The 22458-nt window shown below is 46.1% G+C and carries 5 protein-coding genes; 4 read left to right on the plus strand and 1 reads right to left on the minus strand.

All coding sequences use genetic code 11. From position 1 onward, the window contains the following. Nucleotides 1-288: 288 nt before the first annotated feature. From RT717_RS08630 to RT717_RS08645, 4 genes are read left to right on the plus strand one after another with little or no spacing between them, the layout of a single operon-like run. A complete protein-coding gene (locus RT717_RS08630) occupies nucleotides 289-13752 on the plus strand; it encodes a tail fiber domain-containing protein (protein WP_317491335.1) in 13464 nt (4487 codons plus the stop codon). Further along, on the plus strand, nucleotides 13745-15085 hold the full coding sequence (locus RT717_RS08635; RefSeq protein ID WP_317491336.1) for a T9SS type B sorting domain-containing protein: 1341 nt from the start codon (nucleotides 13745-13747) through the stop codon (nucleotides 15083-15085). Before RT717_RS08630 ends, RT717_RS08635 begins: the two co-directional genes overlap by 8 nt. 29 nt (nucleotides 15086-15114) lie before the next feature. Further along, the gene (locus RT717_RS08640) at nucleotides 15115-16140 is read left to right on the plus strand and encodes a PorP/SprF family type IX secretion system membrane protein (protein ID WP_317491337.1); all 1026 of its coding nucleotides are present in this window, start codon (nucleotides 15115-15117) and stop codon (nucleotides 16138-16140) included. A gap of 2 nt (nucleotides 16141-16142) precedes the next feature. Further along, nucleotides 16143-20411, plus strand: coding sequence for an OmpA family protein (locus tag RT717_RS08645; RefSeq protein ID WP_317491338.1), 4269 nt, complete (start codon nucleotides 16143-16145; stop codon nucleotides 20409-20411). Nucleotides 20412-20924: 513 nt separating this feature from the next. Here the strand turns inward: RT717_RS08645 and RT717_RS08650 are convergent. Continuing rightward, the gene (locus tag RT717_RS08650; RefSeq protein WP_317492350.1) at nucleotides 20925-22436 is read right to left on the minus strand and encodes a CHAT domain-containing protein; all 1512 of its coding nucleotides are present in this window, start codon (nucleotides 22434-22436) and stop codon (nucleotides 20925-20927) included. Nucleotides 22437-22458: the final 22 nt, after the last annotated feature.

A 22458-nucleotide genomic window follows, 5' to 3' on the forward strand; every position in this document is an offset into this window, starting at 1 on the left:
AATAGCCAACTTTAGTTTTTCTTTAGGGAACCCCGAATTTTCATCAGCTATTCCTGGATTATTAGGATCATAACTTGATCTGAGATCAGTGGTGTTTAGCTATTCTTTCAACAATCTTTTAGTTCAAACACCTCTTATCTTCGACGAAACTTTTTGTTATAGCATAGGATCTTTGCTATTTGTATCGTCAATAGTTATGACTTTCTGACAAAAATATTGTAATTATAAATCGGTGTTTTTTTCATCTGATCGAAATATGAATTGGACCATTTCTAACCTTAGCCGGTCATGAAGATAAATTTGGCAAAAATCCAACTGGCAATAATAGTTTGCCTAATTCCTTTTTTTGGTGCCAGGGCTCAGGAGTTCTCGGTGGGTGTTAACACACTTACTCCGAATAAGAACGCAGTTTTGCATCTGGTGTCCCCAAATAGTAATCAGGGATTCCTTGTTCCACAGGTTTCTACCAATCAGCGGCAGTCCATGATTCCGATACTTGCTAGCGGAACGACAAACAATGGACTGATTGTGTATGACGGTGATGAAAACAGTTTCTACTACTGGGCCAATGGTGCATGGCGCAAAGGACTGGGTGTGTTTGAAGGAGCCGTGGCCGGAGGAGATTTGACTGGAACGTTCCCTAACCCTGTCTTAAAGCCTTCTATTGTAACTTTTGACAAGCTTGCGCCTTTTAGCGTTATCGGTGAGAAGATAGCTCCGGGTGCAGTAACGACTGATAAAATTGAAAATGGTGCAGTTACCTCTGATAAATTAGCTGTAAGCGGAGCTACAGCAGGCACATTTGGCAATGAGACAACGGTATCGCAAGTAACAGTGAATGACCGTGGCATCATCACAAGTGTGGCAAACGTCGCAATATCTATTGTGTCGGACAATATCGTTGATGGCAGCATCATTAACATTGACCTGGCTAACAATACCATTACGATCAATAAGATTGATGCCGAAGGGACGGTCTCCTCTGTATTGGGGACGGATGCAGCCGGTGCCCCAACCTGGATACCGCTAAGCAATTTTGCAAGCTCTACTTTAGCTACAAGCAATGTATTTATTGGCGACGACACGGGGACGGCCTCAGCCCAACCCGTTATCGGTGATGCCACCCTTACCTACACAGCTACAGGTGCCGATTTGCAGCTGGCGGCAGATGCTGTAACCACCAACGAAATCGCTACAGGTGCCGTCACAAGTAATGAGATTTTGGATGGGGGGGTGCAGACCGCCGATATAGCTGATCAGAATGTCACTACTGCAAAACTTGCAGACGACGGAGTAACCGCCACTAAAATTAATGACGACGTGGCTGGAGTCGGCTTAAGTCCAAATGCTACGACAGGTGCCCTGGATGTAAATGCAGGCAATGGCCTGACCATCAATGGCGATGATCTTGAAGCAGACATTGCTCAGTTGGCTGGCCAGGGCCTGGGGGCAAACACCGGAACTGGGGCAGTAGATATTAAGGTAGACGGTACTTCGCTGGAAATTGCGTCGGATATTGTGCAGGTAGCGAGCGGGGGAATTGGTAATGCAAAGCTTGCCACTGATGCCGTTACTTCCGATAAAATTGCCGATGGCAGCATAAGCGCAGCCGATATAGCAACTGGCGCAGTAACAACAGATGAGATTTTGGATCTTACCATTGCGACGGCGGACATTGCCAACGACGCAGTAACCAGAGATAAAATCAACGCCAATGTGGCTGGCGATGGTCTTGAACAATTTACCGATGGAACCCTAAGGGTGAAAGTAGGGAGTGGGCTCTCGTTTGATCCTGACAAAAAGCTACAGTTGGCGATTGTACCTAACGATGACGAATTTTTGATCGGTACCTCGTCGGGTTTTGAAGGAACGACGGTGGTGGGAGACATTAGTATGACCTATAATACTGGGACAGACCGAATTGACTCCAAAATACAGCCAGATAAAGTGACTGCCACAGAAATAGCCACAGATGCGGTTGGCAGTGCCGAAATTCTTGCCGGAGCGGTTAATACGTCCGAGCTTGCCGATGGCGCTGTGACCAATGCGAAATTAGGTGCCAGCGCTGTGACCTCCGATAAGATAACTGATGGCACTATTCAGGCTGTGGACATAGTGAATTTGGGCGTAACCACCGCCAAGATTAATGACAATGCCATAACAACCGGTAAAATAGCAGACGGCCAGGTGCAGACATTGGATATTGCAGATGCAAATGTCACGACAGCCAAGATCGCCAATAATGCAATCGTGACCAGCAAACTAGCTGACGATGCAGTTACCCCTGCGAAATTGGATGCACTCGTTGCTGGCTTGGGTTTGGTTCAAAATGGTACAGGAGCTTTGGACATTGGAGAGGGCAATGGTATCAAGGTAAATGCTAATGATATTGAGGTAGATTTGAGCGATATTGATGGTGTAGCCTTGCAGGAGAATGCTGGTGTGCTTGACGTTCAGTTCGATGATGTGACGATTGGTGTCAATGCCGATAAACTTGAAGTTAAGGATGCTGGCATCGTTACGGCGAAACTAAATGATGGTGCTGTCACAAACGCAAAATTGGCTGATAATTCGGTTTCAACAGGAAAGATAGTCGATGGGACAATACAGGCAGGGGATATTGCTGACGGAAATATTACCAATGTAAAACTGGCTGCCAATTCAGTTAATACAGGAAAGATTGAAGATGGTCAGGTTCAAACGGCCGATCTGGCTGACGCCAACGTGACAACCGCCAAGGTAGCTGACGCAAATATTACCACTGCTAAACTAGCCGATGATGCAGTAAATGCATCTAAACTCAATGCAGATGTAGCCGGGGCTGGTCTTATTCAAAATGGAACTACAGGTGCTATAGATATAGGAGCTGGCAGCGGGATTATAGTTAATGCAGACGATATTCAGATAGATATTTCGGGGATCGCTGGTACAGCCTTGGCTGATGATGGCAGCGATGGAACCCTTGATGTGCAGGTGGATGGAAGCACTATTGGTGTAAATGCAAACAAACTTTATGTGCCTGCTTCCGGCATAACAGCTACACAACTTGCGAATGACGCTGTCACAACTAACAAGTTGATCAATGACGCAGTTACCACCGGTAAAATCGCTGATGGTAATGTGCAAACAGCGGATATTGCTGACGCCAATGTGACAACCGTAAAAATTACTGACAACGCTATTACAACAGCTAAAATACAGGATGGTCAGGTGCAGACCAGTGACATTGCTGATGCCAACGTAACCACAGCAAAAATTGCTGATGGAAATGTGACAACAGCTAAGCTGAATGACGATGCAGTTACTGCCGCTAAACTGAACGCTGACGTATCTGGAGCAGGTTTAATCCAAAATGGAACAACTGGCGCAATTGATATTGGCGCAGGAAATGGCATCACTGTGAATGCTGACAATATTCAGGTTGACATTTCTGGTATTGCAGGAACTGCATTGGCTGATGATGGATCTGATGGCACTTTGGATGTGCAGGTGGACGGTAGCACCATTGGAGTAACAGGCAATGCCCTTTTTGTGCCGAATGCAGGAATTGGTACCGCTCAAATCGCCAACGCAGGAGTGACAACGGCAAAACTCGCCGACGGCAATGTGACGACTGTAAAAATTGCCGATGGCAGTGTCACAACAGCCAAAATTGCCGATGGAAATGTATTAACCGGTAAGATCGCTAATGATGCGATTACAAGTGCCAAGATACAAGACGGGCAGGTGCAAACGAGCGACATTGCAGATGGCACGATCCAAACAATAGATATCGGAAATGATCAAGTGACAGTAAGTAAACTCCAGAACGGGACGCCTGGCAATACTCAATTGATAGTCGCCGATCAAACCACTGGGGAGCCTGGCTATGTAAACCTATCAACGGTTATTGGGAATTTGGCAGGTAACGGGCTGGTAGGGAATGGGGAGAAGATTGATGCCAATCCTGATGACGTGACCATCGAATTGGCCACCGATATGTTGCAAGTAAAGGATCTCGGAATAACTAACCCTAAAATAGCTAGCAGGACGATTACATTCGATAAGTTGTCAGGCACGGCAGGGTTTGAAAATTCATTGCTAATTAACAACTCTTCGAATTTTCCCGTTTGGTTCGCACCAGGATCCAATCAAGTACTTATTACTAGCTCGGGAGGAAGCATCACCACAAAACCCATAGGTGAATTTGCCACCAATAACCTGGCTTACGGGAGTATTTTTATCGGTAATTCTTCAGGTATATCCACTCAATTGAGTGTCAATAATGCCGGTAACTTAATTATAGGTAACGGAACTTCAGCCGTTTCACTGCCGTTGACTGGTGATATTAATCTGAATAGTGCTGGTGCGACAACAATTCAGAATAACGCAGTTCAGGGTGATGACATTGATGTGACCTCTGGTAACTTCATTGTAGGTGGAGCTAATCAAGTTCAGTTAAATAATACCCTCGGCCTGCAGGTGGCTAACGCTACCGATTTGAACGGCAGCCTGACTGTTGATGGCTCTACTTTCAGTTTGGACGCAACCGGAGCCTCGAACTTGACGACCACCGCTGGGGCTTTGACGCTACAAGGTGCCGGAGGCGTGAATATAGGTGCCAATGGTGTACTGACCGATGTCATCGGGGGATTGAACGTTACCCAGGATGCAGATATTGATGGTAACACAACCCTTAATGGTAATGTTACGCTCGGAAACGTAGCGACAGATGGTGTGACTGTGACTGGCGAAATACTCGGTGCGACACCACTTAATTTTGAAGGGTCGGCTAATAATGACGTTTATACAAGCTTTGCAATCACTAACCCAACTTCTGCCCGCACGATCAATTTTCCGGATGCGAGTGGAACGGTTGTTTTGTCAGGAGGGGCAACGCTAGCCAATGATATAGCCTTGAGTACAGACGGGGCAGGTCAGATAGTGAATGCAGTAGAGGCCCAGGACTTCAATGTTCAGTCTCAGAATATCAACATAGGTGATGAATCAGATGATGTAGTTGATATCACAGGTATTACAAATTTGAATGGAGGCGATGTAACGATAGCCGATGGTGCTACTGCTACCAATATCAACAACGATGATATTAACATCGGTAATGCCTCTGGCGACCTTGTCGACATCACAGGAGCGACGACAATCACAGGCGGTAACCTGACAGTAAGCTCACCCCAGTCAGATTTCAACAGTGCCACGACGAATGTAACGGGTGCAGCTATCAATATAGGTGATGCAGCAGGAGACGCAGTAGATATTACTGCGGCGACCAATATTAACGGAGGTAATCTGACAGTAGATGCCCCTGTAACGACATTAAACAGTGGAGTTATCAATCTGAGTGCCGATGCTACCGGGGACATATTATTGAATGGCGAGATCCAGGGGGGCAGTCCTTTTATACTTGAGGGATCGACTGACGATGCGAATGAGACGACGATCAGTTTGGTAGATCCGACAGCGGATCGTACGATCAGTTTTCCGGATGCGAGTGGAACGGTTGTTTTGTCAGGAGGGGCAACGCTAGCCAATGATATAGCCTTGAGTACAGACGGGGCAGGTCAGATAGTGAATGCAGTAGAGGCCCAGGACTTCAATGTTCAGTCTCAGAATATCAACATAGGTGATGAATCAGATGATGTAGTTGATATCACAGGTATTACAAATTTGAATGGAGGCGATGTAACGATAGCCGATGGTGCTACTGCTACCAATATCAACAACGATGATATTAACATCGGTAATGCCTCTGGCGACCTTGTCGACATCACAGGAGCGACGACAATCACAGGCGGTAACCTGACAGTAAGCTCACCCCAGTCAGATTTCAACAGTGCCACGACGAATGTAACGGGTGCAGCTATCAATATAGGTGATGCAGCAGGAGACGCAGTAGATATTACTGCGGCGACCAATATTAACGGAGGTAATCTGACAGTAGATGCCCCTGTAACGACATTAAACAGTGGAGTTATCAATCTGAGTGCCGATGCTACCGGGGACATATTATTGAATGGCGAGATCCAGGGGGGCAGTCCTTTTATACTTGAGGGATCGACTGACGATGCGAATGAGACGACGATCAGTTTGGTAGATCCGACAGCGGATCGTACGATCAATTTTCCGGATGCGAGTGGAACGGTTGTTTTGTCAGGAGGGGCAACGCTAGCCAATGATATAGCCTTGAGTACAGACGGGGCAGGTCAGATAGTGAATGCAGTAGAGGCCCAGGACTTCAATGTTCAGTCTCAGAATATCAACATAGGTGATGAATCAGATGATGTAGTTGATATCACAGGTATTACAAATTTGAATGGAGGCGATGTAACGATAGCCGATGGTGCTACTGCTACCAATATCAACAACGATGATATTAACATCGGTAATGCCTCTGGCGACCTTGTCGACATCACAGGAGCGACGACAATCACAGGCGGTAACCTGACAGTAAGCTCACCCCAGTCAGATTTCAACAGTGCCACGACGAATGTAACGGGTGCAGCTATCAATATAGGTGATGCAGCAGGAGACGCAGTAGATATTACTGCGGCGACCAATATTAACGGAGGTAATCTGACAGTAGATGCCCCTGTAACGACATTAAACAGTGGAGTTATCAATCTGAGTGCCGATGCTACCGGGGACATATTATTGAATGGCGAGATCCAGGGGGGCAGTCCTTTTATACTTGAGGGATCGACTGACGATGCGAATGAGACGACGATCAGTTTGGTAGATCCGACAGCGGATCGTACGATCAATTTTCCGGATGCGAGTGGAACGGTTGTTTTGTCAGGAGGGGCAACGCTAGCCAATGATATAGCCTTGAGTACAGACGGGGCAGGTCAGATAGTGAATGCAGTAGAGGCCCAGGACTTCAATGTTCAGTCTCAGAATATCAACATAGGTGATGAATCAGATGATGTAGTTGATATCACAGGTATTACAAATTTGAATGGAGGCGATGTAACGATAGCCGATGGTGCTACTGCTACCAATATCAACAACGATGATATTAACATCGGTAATGCCTCTGGCGACCTTGTCGACATCACAGGAGCGACGACAATCACAGGCGGTAACCTGACAGTAAGCTCACCCCAGTCAGATTTCAACAGTGCCACGACGAATGTAACGGGTGCAGCTATCAATATAGGTGATGCAGCAGGAGACGCAGTAGATATTACTGCGGCGACCAATATTAACGGAGGTAATCTGACAGTAGATGCCCCTGTAACGACATTAAACAGTGGAGTTATCAATCTGAGTGCCGATGCTACCGGGGACATATTATTGAATGGCGAGATCCAGGGGGGCAGTCCTTTTATACTTGAGGGATCGACTGACGATGCGAATGAGACGACGATCAGTTTGGTAGATCCGACAGCGGATCGTACGATCAATTTTCCGGATGCGAGTGGAACGGTTGTTTTGTCAGGAGGGGCAACGCTAGCCAATGATATAGCCTTGAGTACAGACGGGGCAGGTCAGATAGTGAATGCAGTAGAGGCCCAGGACTTCAATGTTCAGTCTCAGAATATCAACATAGGTGATGAATCAGATGATGTAGTTGATATCACAGGTATTACAAATTTGAATGGAGGCGATGTAACGATAGCCGATGGTGCTACTGCTACCAATATCAACAACGATGATATTAACATCGGTAATGCCTCTGGCGACCTTGTCGACATCACAGGAGCGACGACAATCACAGGCGGTAACCTGACAGTAAGCTCACCCCAGTCAGATTTCAACAGTGCCACGACGAATGTAACGGGTGCAGCTATCAATATAGGTGATGCAGCAGGAGACGCAGTAGATATTACTGCGGCGACCAATATTAACGGAGGTAATCTGACAGTAGATGCCCCTGTAACGACATTAAACAGTGGAGTTATCAATCTGAGTGCCGATGCTACCGGGGACATATTATTGAATGGCGAGATCCAGGGGGGCAGTCCTTTTATACTTGAGGGATCGACTGACGATGCGAATGAGACGACGATCAGTTTGGTAGATCCGACAGCGGATCGTACGATCAATTTTCCGGATGCGAGTGGAACGGTTGTTTTGGACAACAACGGGGCAAGCGCTTTGACAACTTCAGAGATAGACCAGCTGGAGAATATAGATGCCACTACCATTAGCACTACCCAGTGGGGCTATTTAGGAGCGATGGATCAGGGAGTTGGTACAGGAGACAACGTTTCGTTTAATCAAATCACCGATGGTACAACGACACTTACAGGGGGAGCTATTACAGGTGCTACTTCCATAGGAACTGGGTCATTGACAGCATCAGGCACGATCACAGGCGGTACACTTACTGATGGAACACTTTCGTCGAATGGCGGAGCTATTACTGGCGCTACTGCGATAACGGCATCAGGAGCTGTAACAGCAGGAAGTATAGTAACAGCAGGCACTGTAGATGGTCGGGATGTATCAGTAGACGGCGCTACCCTAGATGCTCTTGATGCATCTGGAGTTTCGGCTCTTACATCTACAGAAGTAGCTCAGCTGGAGAATATAGATGCCACTACCATTAGTACTACCCAGTGGGGCTATTTAGGAGCGATGGATCAGGGAGTTGGTACAGGAGACAACGTTTCGTTTAATCAAATCACCGATGGTACAACGACACTTACAGGAGGAGCTATTACAGGTGCTACTTCCATAGGAACCGGGTCATTGACAGCATCAGGCACGATCACAGGCGGTACACTTACTGATGGAACACTTTCGTCGAATGGCGGAGCTATTACTGGCGCTACTGCGATAACGGCATCAGGAGCTGTAACAGCAGGAAGTATAGTAACAGCAGGCACTGTAGATGGTCGGGATGTATCAGTAGACGGCGCTACCCTAGATGCTCTTGATGCATCTGGAGTTTCGGCTCTTACATCTACAGAAGTAGCTCAGCTGGAGAATATAGATGCCACTACCATTAGTACTACCCAGTGGGGCTATTTAGGAGCGATGGATCAGGGAGTTGGTACAGGAGACAACGTTTCGTTTAATCAAATCACCGATGGTACAACGACACTTACAGGAGGAGCTATTACAGGTGCTACTTCCATAGGAACCGGGTCATTGACAGCATCAGGCACGATCACAGGCGGTACACTTACTGATGGAACACTTTCGTCGAATGGCGGAGCTATTACTGGCGCTACTGCGATAACGGCATCAGGAGCTGTAACAGCAGGAAGTATAGTAACAGCAGGCACTGTAGATGGTCGGGATGTATCAGTAGACGGCGCTACCCTAGATGCTCTTGATGCATCTGGAGTTTCGGCTCTTACATCTACAGAAGTAGCTCAGCTGGAGAATATAGATGCCACTACCATTAGTACTACCCAGTGGGGCTATTTAGGAGCGATGGATCAGGGAGTTGGTACAGGAGACAACGTTTCGTTTAATCAAATCACCGATGGTACAACGACACTTACAGGGGGAGCTATTACAGGTGCTACTTCCATAGGAACCGGGTCATTGACAGCATCAGGCACGATCACAGGCGGTACACTTACTGATGGAACACTTTCGTCGAATGGCGGAGCTATTACTGGCGCTACTGCGATAACGGCATCAGGAGCTGTAACAGCAGGAAGTATAGTAACAGCAGGCACTGTAGATGGTCGGGATGTATCAGTAGACGGCGCTACCCTAGATGCTCTTGATGCATCTGGAGTTTCGGCTCTTACATCTACAGAAGTAGCTCAGCTGGAGAATATAGATGCCACTACCATTAGTACTACCCAGTGGGGCTATTTAGGAGCGATGGATCAGGGAGTTGGTACAGGAGACAACGTTTCGTTTAATCAAATCACCGATGGTACAACGACACTTACAGGGGGAGCTATTACAGGTGCTACTTCCATAGGAACCGGGTCATTGACAGCATCAGGCACGATCACAGGCGGTACACTTACTGATGGAACACTTTCGTCGAATGGCGGAGCTATTACTGGCGCTACTGCGATAACGGCATCAGGAGCTGTAACAGCAGGAAGTATAGTAACAGCAGGCACTGTAGATGGTCGGGATGTATCAGTAGACGGCGCTACCCTAGATGCTCTTGATGCATCTGGAGTTTCGGCTCTTACATCTACAGAAGTAGCTCAGCTGGAGAATATAGATGCCACTACCATTAGTACTACCCAGTGGGGCTATTTAGGAGCGATGGATCAGGGAGTTGGTACAGGAGACAACGTTTCGTTTAATCAAATCACCGATGGTACAACGACACTTACAGGGGGAGCTATTACAGGTGCTACTTCCATAGGAACCGGGTCATTGACAGCATCAGGCACGATCACAGGCGGTACACTTACTGATGGAACACTTTCGTCGAATGGCGGAGCTATTACTGGCGCTACTGCGATAACGGCATCAGGAGCTGTAACAGCAGGAAGTATAGTAACAGCAGGCACTGTAGATGGTCGGGATGTATCAGTAGACGGCGCTACCCTAGATGCTCTTGATGCATCTGGAGTTTCGGCTCTTACATCTACAGAAGTAGCTCAGCTGGAGAATATAGATGCCACTACCATTAGTACTACCCAGTGGGGCTATTTAGGAGCGATGGATCAGGGAGTTGGTACAGGAGACAACGTTTCGTTTAATCAAATCACCGATGGTACAACGACACTTACAGGGGGAGCTATTACAGGTGCTACTTCCATAGGAACCGGGTCATTGACAGCATCAGGCACGATCACAGGCGGTACACTTACTGATGGAACACTTTCGTCGAATGGCGGAGCTATTACTGGCGCTACTGCGATAACGGCATCAGGAGCTGTAACAGCAGGAAGTATAGTAACAGCAGGCACTGTAGATGGTCGGGATGTATCAGTAGACGGCGCTACCCTAGATGCTCTTGATGCATCTGGAGTTTCGGCTCTTACATCTACAGAAGTAGCTCAGCTGGAGAATATAGATGCCACTACCATTAGTACTACCCAGTGGGGCTATTTAGGAGCGATGGATCAGGGAGTTGGTACAGGAGACAACGTTTCGTTTAATCAAATCACCGATGGTACAACGACACTTACAGGAGGAGCTATTACAGGTGCTACTTCCATAGGAACCGGGTCATTGACAGCATCAGGCACGATCACAGGCGGTACACTTACTGATGGAACACTTTCGTCGAATGGCGGAGCTATTACTGGCGCTACTGCGATAACGGCATCAGGAGCTGTAACAGCAGGAAGTATAGTAACAGCAGGCACTGTAGATGGTCGGGATGTATCAGTAGACGGCGCTACCCTAGATGCTCTTGATGCATCTGGAGTTTCGGCTCTTACATCTACAGAAGTAGCTCAGCTGGAGAATATAGATGCCACTACCATTAGTACTACCCAGTGGGGCTATTTAGGAGCGATGGATCAGGGAGTTGGTACAGGAGACAACGTTTCGTTTAATCAAATCACCGATGGTACAACGACACTTACAGGGGGAGCTATTACAGGTGCTACTTCCATAGGAACCGGGTCATTGACAGCATCAGGCACGATCACAGGCGGTACACTTACTGATGGAACACTTTCGTCGAATGGCGGAGCTATTACTGGCGCTACTGCGATAACGGCATCAGGAGCTGTAACAGCAGGAAGTATAGTAACAGCAGGCACTGTAGATGGTCGGGATGTATCAGTAGACGGCGCTACCCTAGATGCTCTTGATGCATCTGGAGTTTCGGCTCTTACATCTACAGAAGTAGCTCAGCTGGAGAATATAGATGCCACTACCATTAGTACTACCCAGTGGGGCTATTTAGGAGCGATGGATCAGGGAGTTGGTACAGGAGACAACGTTTCGTTTAATCAAATCACCGATGGTACAACGACACTTACAGGGGGAGCTATTACAGGTGCTACTTCCATAGGAACCGGGTCATTGACAGCATCAGGCACGATCACAGGCGGTACACTTACTGATGGAACACTTTCGTCGAATGGCGGAGCTATTACTGGCGCTACTGCGATAACGGCATCAGGAGCTGTAACAGCAGGAAGTATAGTAACAGCAGGCACTGTAGATGGTCGGGATGTATCAGTAGACGGCGCTACCCTAGATGCTCTTGATGCATCTGGAGTTTCGGCTCTTACATCTACAGAAGTAGCTCAGCTGGAGAATATAGATGCCACTACCATTAGTACTACCCAGTGGGGCTATTTAGGAGCGATGGATCAGGGAGTTGGTACAGGAGACAACGTTTCGTTTAATCAAATCACCGATGGTACAACGACACTTACAGGGGGAGCTATTACAGGTGCTACTTCCATAGGAACCGGGTCATTGACAGCATCAGGCACGATCACAGGCGGTACACTTACTGATGGAACACTTTCGTCGAATGGCGGAGCTATTACTGGCGCTACTGCGATAACGGCATCAGGAGCTGTAACAGCAGGAAGTATAGTAACAGCAGGCACTGTAGATGGTCGGGATGTATCAGTAGACGGCGCTACCCTAGATGCTCTTGATGCATCTGGAGTTTCGGCTCTTACATCTACAGAAGTAGCTCAGCTGGAGAATATAGATGCCACTACCATTAGCACTACCCAGTGGGGCTATTTAGGAGCGATGGATCAGGGAGTTGGTACAGGAGACAACGTTTCGTTTAATCAAATCACCGATGGTACAACGACACTTACAGGGGGAGCTATTACAGGTGCTACTTCCATAGGAACTGGGTCATTGACAGCATCAGGCACGATCACAGGCGGTACACTTACTGATGGAACACTTTCGTCGAATGGCGGAGCTATTACTGGCGCTACTGCGATAACGGCATCAGGAGCTGTAACAGCAGGAAGTATAGTAACAGCAGGCACTGTAGATGGTCGGGATGTATCAGTAGACGGCGCTACCCTAGATGCTCTTGATGCATCTGGAGTTTCGGCTCTTACATCTACAGAAGTAGCTCAGCTGGAGAATATAGATGCCACTACCATTAGCACTACCCAGTGGGGCTATTTAGGAGCGATGGATCAGGGAGTTGGTACAGGAGACAACGTTTCGTTTAATCAAATCACCGATGGTACAACGACACTTACAGGGGGAGCTATTACAGGTGCTACTTCCATAGGAACCGGGTCATTGACAGCATCAGGCACGATCACAGGCGGTACACTTACTGATGGAACACTTTCGTCGAATGGTGGAGCTATTACTGGCGCTACATCAATAACAACAGGCGGGCTTACTGTTACTGCGCTTACTAACACAGGCGACGTTGGCGGTGGCGGGGTACTACAACTCACTGCCGGAGGTGTATTTGCCAATTCCGACATCCGCCTAAAAGAAAACATCAAACCTCTTGACAGCCCGCTGGATAAAATCCTGGCTTCTGAGGGCCTTTCTTACAACTACAAAGCCGACGCAGATACCGAAATTCACTTTGGTGTCATTGCTCAGGAAATAGAAAAGCTTTTCCCCCATATGGTGAAAGAGGATAGCCGAGGCTACAAATCTGTGAACTACACCGAACTTATCCCCGTCCTCATCGAAGCCATCAAAGAGCAGCAGAAGCTGATTGAGAAGTTAATGGCCGACCTCAGTGATGAGAAAACAACTAAGGAAGAGATGAAAGCGGCACTTGACAAACAAATGAAGCTTTCCGAAATGCAAATGAAGCTCATGGCGCAGTTGCAAATGGAAAACTCTTCCATGAAGAGTGACATCGACCTTATTAAAGAGCAGATGGGTATCAAGTCAGCGACCAAAACCAATGAATAAGCTACTTGCTACCATATCGCTCAGTTTACTTGCCGCTGCTTCGGTGGCAGCTCAGGGGCTTTATACCCCATCGGGCGTTCAGTTGAAAGTAGGAAGTTCAGCCAGCCTTAAAATTGGTGGAGACCTTACCAACAAAGGGCAGGTGTATGACGAGGGACTGTTGGTTGTGGATGGCACTGTGAACAACGAAAACAGGTTGAATATCAGTAACAACGCCCCAACGCCACCAATATTGGACTCCAATAGCCTCATCAACAATACGGGTAATTTGGAAAATGTAGGCCTCATCAGAGTTTCTGGCGATTGGAGCAACACAGGCACCTATAACGGTATAGATGGTGAGATTGAACTGGACGGTACATCTGACCAAACATTCTCAAGTACGCCTACCGATGTGCACAGCATTGTGGTGAATTCAACTGGCACAACGCTATTTACCGGAGACACCGTGAGGGTGGTTGGAATGATCAACTTTGTTAATGGTTATGTGGACGCTAACCCTGGTAGCTATTTGGTCATTGAAGATGGAGCAGAGGTGCTTGGTGGCAGCGACAACTCTTACTCGGAGGGAAAACTTTATCACCGTGGGCTTGGGTATAAGTTCTTTCCAGTCGGAAATGACGCACTCTATTTACCCGTTTATCTGGAGAATGTTTTTGGTGAAAACCCCCTCATAGGTGTGGAAGTTGGTGCTTTTTCTCAAGCACCTTTTCCGGATCGGCTTTTGGTAGGTATTGCCGAAGACTACTATTGGGATATTGAAACTGCGCTGGGCAGATTTGATAGCAGCAAAGTAACCGTCGACTATGTGGGCGCTGACCTCGAAAGCAGCCAGAACCGAAATGACATTGCATTTGATAGCGCCACGCCTGCGCTGGCAGAGGCGGAGTCACTTGACGAGCCATTTACAAACTTGTTCACAACAGATGACTCTGTCGAAGATCCTGACTTGTTTTCCTCAGGTCTGCTTACTGGAGAAAAAAGTTTCACAAAAAGGTACCTGGCTGTAGCCCTTTCCCCTAAGGTACCTGCCGACGGTGTGTCCTATATCCCAACCGCTTTTTCTCCATTGTCAGTCAATGAGGAAGACCAGGTCTTGAAGTTTTACAGTGAGAAGGTGATTCCTGATGGGTTTTCATTCAAAATCTATGATCGCTTTGGCGACGTTTTGTATGAGACCAACGATTTGTCGGATGCGCAGACCAACGGATGGAATGGCTTGCTTAAAAGCGGGAAACCGGCGTCAGGTGGGTATTATTTTTACTCCGCAAAGTTTGAGTTTTTTAATGGAAGAAAAGTGTCGAAAACTGGGCAGGTAATGCTAATAAGATGACGAATATGCTGAAATATATATGTTTTCTTATGTTGGCTTGCTTCGCTTTTAGTGCCTCTGGACAGAACAGCCAATTTTCGCAGTACTATACCTCATCTTTGTTTTTGAATCCTTCGTTTGCGGGCATTCCGCCCGATTTACAGGTATCTCTTAATCACAAAAGACAGTTTCAAACTTCTGGAATTTCCAACGAACTTTCACAGTTTTCGATACTCTATCCTTTCGTTTCGAGTGGATTTAATGCACGACAGTTTGGGGGCATTGGCTTAACAGCTTTCAGCGAGAGTATTGGTGATAACTTTTTCAAGAACAATGGTTTTATGGTTTCCACCGCCTACAACCTTAGGTTGGGCGACTTTAGTCCAGACTACGTAATCTTCGGGCTCCAGGGGGGGTATTTTAATGAAAGCATTAATTTCGGTAATCTACAGTGGGGATCGCAGTATACACCATACCTGGTTTCTGGCTTTGACCCGAATGCGGCAGACCCGTCTGCACAGTTCAACGATATGGTGCATTACCCGGTCTTCAATGCGGGTTTGACCTATTACTTTAACCCCGCCCGAACATACAGGCTTTATAAGTATAGCGCCTTCTCAGGGTTCTCATTCAAGAACTTGAATCGGCCAAATACCTCTTTTATGGGAGGGGAGGTAGCTCGTAAGCCAATGTTCATGACCTATCATGGCGGTATGGAATTTAGCATCTCCCATAAGTTAAGGTGGTCTCCCAATGGAATTTTTTACTATTCCACCGATAATCGCTATCAGTTTAATATGGGAAGCTACGTTAGCTACAGCTTTAGCGACAACCGCTCACTCAAAGCAAACAACCTCTACCTCACCTTCGGACTTTGGTATCGATTGAGGGATTCTTTCATTTTCACAACCGGCTTTCAGAATAATAACCTGCAGATGGCTTTTAGCTATGACCTGAACAAAGCTTATTTGTTTACAGAGCCAAACGAATCGCTTGTGCCATCTTTTGAAATTTCATTAACTTACACGTTAGGTAAGGATAAGAAGGGCGGTAGCTCGTCTAATCCATTATTTTAGTTATGAAGAAACTATCTCTAGCATTTGCGGCTTTTCTGGGTTTAACGGTTGCTGCCTTTGGTCAGGGAGCTGTTCAGCTAAATGAGCACGCTGATGAACTGTTTAGAAATGGACATTATGCTGAGGCGGCACAGTTTTACCTTCAGGCACTTGCAGAAGAACCGAACAACCAGCTGGCCACTTTTCAGTTAGCTGAGTGCTATAGGTACACTTTTAAGTATCAGGAAGCTGAGCTTCAGTATGAAAAGATGATTAACCTCTCTGAAGCCAACTATCCGACGAGCCGATATTATTTTGCCTTGATGCAAAAGCTCAACGGAAAGTACCAGGAGGCAATGGAGAATTTTCAGGTTTACCTGAAGTGGTATAATACTAATCCTGATAGAATGCTGGCGTTTAAGACACTCAGGCTACAGGCGCTTGTAGAAAAAGAAGGTTGTCTCCTGGCTCTTAACGAGATGGCTAACCCGGTTCGGCATGCCGAATTCAAGGTGCTGCCATCTCCGGTCAATACGCAATACGATGATTATGCTCCTTTTATATTTAAGGGGGACGCTTCTCTTATGATGTCTTCCTCCAGAAAATCATCGACAGGCTCTGTGTTTGATGCAAGGCTGGGGCAGTCAACAGCTGATCTTTTCAGGTTTGAGCATTCGGGAGATGCGTGGACAGAAATTGGAAATAAAGATAAGTTTTCCAACCTGAATACTAAAAACGGAGAGGGATCCGGTATTTTTAACAGAGACAATACGAAAGTCTACTTTACCTACAATCCGCCAGCTGGGTCGTCAACACCTTCTCAGATATCTAAATCGGAGCTTATCGATGGCAAATGGAGTGAGCCAAAGCCTCTGAATGCAAACATAAATGCAAAAAACACTACTTCAAGGCATCCATCATTGTCTCCGGGAAATGATACGCTATTTTTTGTTTCCGATCGACCTGGTGGATTTGGCCAGACAGATATTTGGTACAGCGTAGATGCTGGCAATGACAATTGGGGGCCTGCTATCAACCTCGGATCTGCTATCAACACCAGCATGGACGAAGCCACTCCGTTTTATGACCAGAAAGAAGGGGTTCTTTTCTTCTCCTCCAATGGACACCGGGGATTTGGAGGGTTTGATATATTCATGACGAACGGAAATAACTTCGAGAATTCGGAGATTTATAATATGGGCCTTCCATATAACTCAAATCGGGATGATTGGTTTTTTATATTGGGAGAGCAAAGTGGCTATCTTACGTCGGGCCGGGACGGCGGAGTGGGAGGGCAGGATATTTATACCTTCCACATTGAGACCGACCAGGAAATTATTGCTGAAATTCTGGAAGAAGATGTGGTGGCTGGCCGCAGCTCCGTCTTCTCAGATGACTATAATTTCGACACCAACGACATAGAAAAGGTCGAAGAAGTGATCTCTCATTTTCTTGCGGCACGTATGTTCAATACGCAAGCAATGCTTACAGCCGAGCAACAGGCATTTTATGACAACTTATCTGAATCAGACAAGGAGAAGATTGAGAGAATTGTCAATTCCAGGGTAAGGAAGATGTCAGAAAGAGACCTTAGAGCTGTGAGAACCGAAGATGAGTTTTACTACCAGCAGCTTTCTACAGGCGATAAGTATTCAATCAACAGGATGGTGTCGTCTTATCTTGAAGAAGACGGTTTGGGGCTAAATGTGTCGCTAAGCAATGAGGAGAAGGCATACTATGAACAACTTTCAAAGGATGCCAAAGAAAAGATAGACCAGTACATTGCTCTGAAGGTGACGGAGTATCGTGGCAAGGAAGTACAAGACGAGTATTTCCAGTCTTTGCCTGCTGCGGATCAAACTCAGGTAAAAACGTTGGCACGGAGTTACCTCCTTCAGAAAAAATCAATCGAAAATCTAACACTCGGTGTGAACACAAATGTTTTTCTCAAAAAGCAGGACGAGCAATCTATGGAACGGGCCGAGGCTTCCATAGTTAGCCAACTAAAGAACCTGGCACTTGAAAGCGATTTCTCGTTGAACGACAACGACAAAGTATTCTACCAGAATTTGCCTACTGAAGAACAACAGTCTATTGACAGACTTGTGACGGCGTTTCTGGCGGCGAAACCGTCAGATTTTGATAAGAGCATTACTCCGGCGGATCTTGATTTTTACAATAAGAAACCGGCTGGACAAAAGGCGCTTATTGACAAAATTCTTGTTAGAAGGCTTCGGAACTTGTCTTTTTCAGATGAGTATATTTTTAATCACGCTACGGCAAAGCAGACCCTGCTGCTCACTAGTTTGAACACCAAAACAAACGGAAATGTAGTCGTGGGCGAAGTGGGTAATTTATTAACTGGTGCCAATAAGAATGCTTACAGTGCTCTCAGCGAGGAGGAAAAGTTGAGATTTGCAAGAATGGTGTCCGGGGCCGGCAGCTACGATAAACTAGCCAGTAAGCCGCTGTTGGCACTCGACGAAAATGCATCTGAGCCCTCACAGCTTATCGCAAGTCAGTCCAATAGGCCAATGGCTACCTCTTCGTTTGGCAATGCCGCTGGTTCATCAAAATCAGTTAGCGACCAGGCCCTTGCTCAAGGCAACTCGAAGACAAGCAGTTCAGGTAATACAAATAGTACGAAGCAAAACTCTCTGGCTGTCTCCACAAGCAGTAACCTTGCTTCAAGCGATGGTGGTCAGATCATAGTCGACCGACGAGACGAGGCTGGTGAGCCCGAATCTGGAAATGCACTGTCAAAGGTGGCTTCAGGTCGGGCGACTGTAAGTATGACCGCTGACCAAAGGACACTTTATGAAAGCTTGCCCACGAGTAAAAGGCAAGCTATTGATAGGATTGTGGCTGTATCGCTGATCAATAATGACTACACGGGTCACCCGGAGATGTTTGAAGAAGACAAACAAAGGTTTGCGGAGTTCGATTCGGAAGAGAAGCGGATGGCCAGGAGGATGGCAAAGTTTATGACCGAAGATCAACTCTCTGCGGCTGAAATGGGAGCAATCAAGGATGATTTTATCAAATACAAGAACTACAACCCTGAAATCCGAAAGACTTTTAATCACTTGATTTTAACCGAGGCTTTTAACTATTCTCAAGGCAGGAACCAGATGGAACTGTTGACAAAGGACAGAGCGGTTAACAACAGTTTGAATGCAGAGGAGAAAAGTTTAGTTGGGACATTGATAAACGTAAGGGCAAGGTCAAACACGATTTTTGGTGATCAGATTGATCTCGAAAACAAGTACGTTGAGTCGGGTATGGTCATGGCCAGTGTTGATCAATACCAAACTGAAGAGTTTAAGAATATCAAGATTCAAGGGCGTTTGGTAGATATTAAAAGTGGTAAAGCTCTTTCGAACTATCCGGTAGTACTGGCAAATAGTGCTGGTGAAACAATCAAGGTAGGTTATACAAACCAAAACGGGGAGTTTGTATTCGATTATTTGGACGGGAACAAGGCTTATAAGATTCTCTCAAACAGTCAGACTGTGTCGTCGATCAAGCCTGATAACTTTTTCATCAAAGATTTGCAGGTGCGTGGGTACAAAGATGGATACATTGTGCTGAACTATGAGAGCGTCTATTTCGACTCCGACGCCACCAATATTCGGGATGAGGGCATTGTGACGATGAATAAGTTGATCGAGTTATACAGGAAGAACCCTGAAATTGAGATCGAAATTCATGCACATGCTGATAGCCAGGGAGAACACGACTACAATCACAGACTGTCTGACTTGCGGGGAGACGCTGTTTATAAATATCTTGTAAGTCATGGTGTGGACGAAACTGCCTTGACTGTTTACTACAACGGAGAAGGTGACCCTGTGGCCAATAACCTTACGGCGTATGGACGGGCATTTAACAGAAGGGTGGAGCTTGAGGTATACTCTACAAAACCATTACAAACTGATCTGGCGAAGATTTACGTAACCCGACCCGGCGCTTCTATTGATGCTATCGCCAGGGCATTCAACTTGCAGGCAGATAGGATAAAAGCGATGAATGGCTTGCAATCGGAAGTTGTTAAGCCATATACACCCATTAGGATCGAGGGGAAGAACGGCATCAAGCCAAGCCTGAGTCTCCTGGTTGAATTGAATGACCATGCCGTCAATTACAAACAGTACAAGGTAAAAAAGGGAGAATCTATCATATCGATAGCTGAAAAGTTCAACCTTCCTGAAGAACTGTTGCTTGAATTGAACAACCTGAATGGCTACCAACTGAATCCGGGAGACATAATTGATATTTACGTTTCTTACTAGCAGTGAGTACCTTCAGACCCTTTGTTTGTCGCTAAGGCTTGTCTAAGGGTCCAACTAAAGTTGGGGAGTCTTGGAAGGACTACCATGAGAAAAAACGGTATTTCCTGACTATTAACGGTTAACAGTGAGTATATCAAGAAGTTACAACCCGGAAATAGGCTGGTTAAAGCTTTTTCTGGGTTTTTAATTTGCAAGGAGGCCCTTCATATAATTTTCGGATCAAGTAAAAAATCTGGGGGATAAAATTCAAAAGGAGTGTTATTCGATTCCGCAAATTGACGGTAATAAAAAAGCAAAACTGGTTCAATGTGTCTCGCCAGACCGGGCTTCTCCAGCCGGATAGGCTTGCATCTTTCGCTTTTTTATGCAAGCACAAAACACCCATCCCAAAAATCAATGCCCCAGAAATACAGATTGATTCTAATTTTCAACAGAGCCCTTTGAACCTGTGAAAAGGTACTAGAGTACATTTCCAGAGGATTGCATCGCTGGGTATAAATTTCAAGATTGGAATCAGCCTTTTCCAATCAGAATGAATGAACCCCAGAAATAGGGACTTTCATATTTCTCCCTTACGTTCATCTGTGCCTTTCGAAATGACTGCCGGATGTTTCCCGAACTCAGGTAGTACTTGTAAAAGGAAATCATCAGGTCTTTAGTGACCTCGTCATCAACCTTGTTCAAACTCAGGATCAGGTTCCTGGCCCCGGCCACTTTAAGAGCTCTCTGAAGACCATAAACGCCCTCGCCATTCATTACTTCTCCCAATCCTGTCTCACAGGCAGACAATACCACAAGGTCTGTGTTGTCTAAGTTAAGGTTCATTGCTTCGTAGGCAGTTAAAATACCATCTTCCGACTCCAGGTCTGCATCCTTTCCTGTTACATAGTCTACAAAGAAATTGTTGGCATCAGCAAGCACAAGACCTGACTTGAATAACGGGTTAGTGTCAGTGGTGTTAACATTCTTTGAAATAAATGGTGGATTATCAAGGAAGTAACCATGGGTAGATATATGTAGAATTTTAGGACTTACCAGGCCCTTTATTCTTTCTTCTTTAGCTAGCTTATCTGTACTTATTTTAGAATTCCAACCAGAGTCTCTCAGCATATCATCAATGGCATGTATTTCAACCATGGTTCCTGGCAGGGGCTGGAACATATTGATAAAGGCTGTTTTGCTATTTGTTGCCAGCTCACTGGGAATGTGACCATAGTCAGGATTACCGATAAGGATGGCTGTTTTCTCATTGTTTTTTTCGGCTCTGCTGAATTCTACAACGTCTTTGGTACTCGTGACAAAATTTACGTCAAGCAAATCGGCCAGGTATTTCTTTTGATCAGGAATGAATAATGTTTCAGGGTTAAACTTATTGTAGACCCCATCAGGAGAGAAATAGATTTTTTTCACGCCACCTAAACGTTCCTGTATTTTGGCCCAAAACTGCACGTAGGTTTCGTTGTCTGTTACACCAAATTTCAAAGAATTGAAAAACGCTGAGTAATATTGTTTTTCGAGTTGATTGCCATTGTCGAGCAGAACCAGCTCGGGGTTCGTGTATGAGTCGGGCTTAATAATTAGGGCGGCATACTGTATGTGATCCGAGAAACCGTAGATGAGGTTGTCGTTGTCGCCGTACAGGCTTTTGAACTCCCGGAATCTGACAATTTCTACAGCCGCCTCGCCTTCCTTGAGGTTTCTTCTAATGTCGACCCAGCTGTATTGCTTATCATCTCCAGAGGTGAAGTAGGATGACTGGTAAGCCAGTTTCTTTTCAAGATTATTAATGTTTACCTCAAGCTCATTAATATTGATATTCATCTCCTTGAGCTTGGCTGTACCTACCTGGTAAAACTTCGCCAGACGGGCTTTAAGCGTCTTCCAGAGGATAAAGTCCTGGATCAATTGCTCATCACCGCTGGCGAGTACATTCTTCCTTACTTTGTCCGAGGCGTAGAAAATAATCGCCTTTGTTGCCAGTTGGTTGTCGTATAGGTCTCCCAGTATCGCCGGGGACTCTTTCATAAGCTTAAGCGCTATAGTGTTG

The sequence above is a fragment of the Imperialibacter roseus genome (assembly GCF_032999765.1).
GTDB classification, from domain to species: domain Bacteria; phylum Bacteroidota; class Bacteroidia; order Cytophagales; family Cyclobacteriaceae; genus Imperialibacter; species Imperialibacter roseus.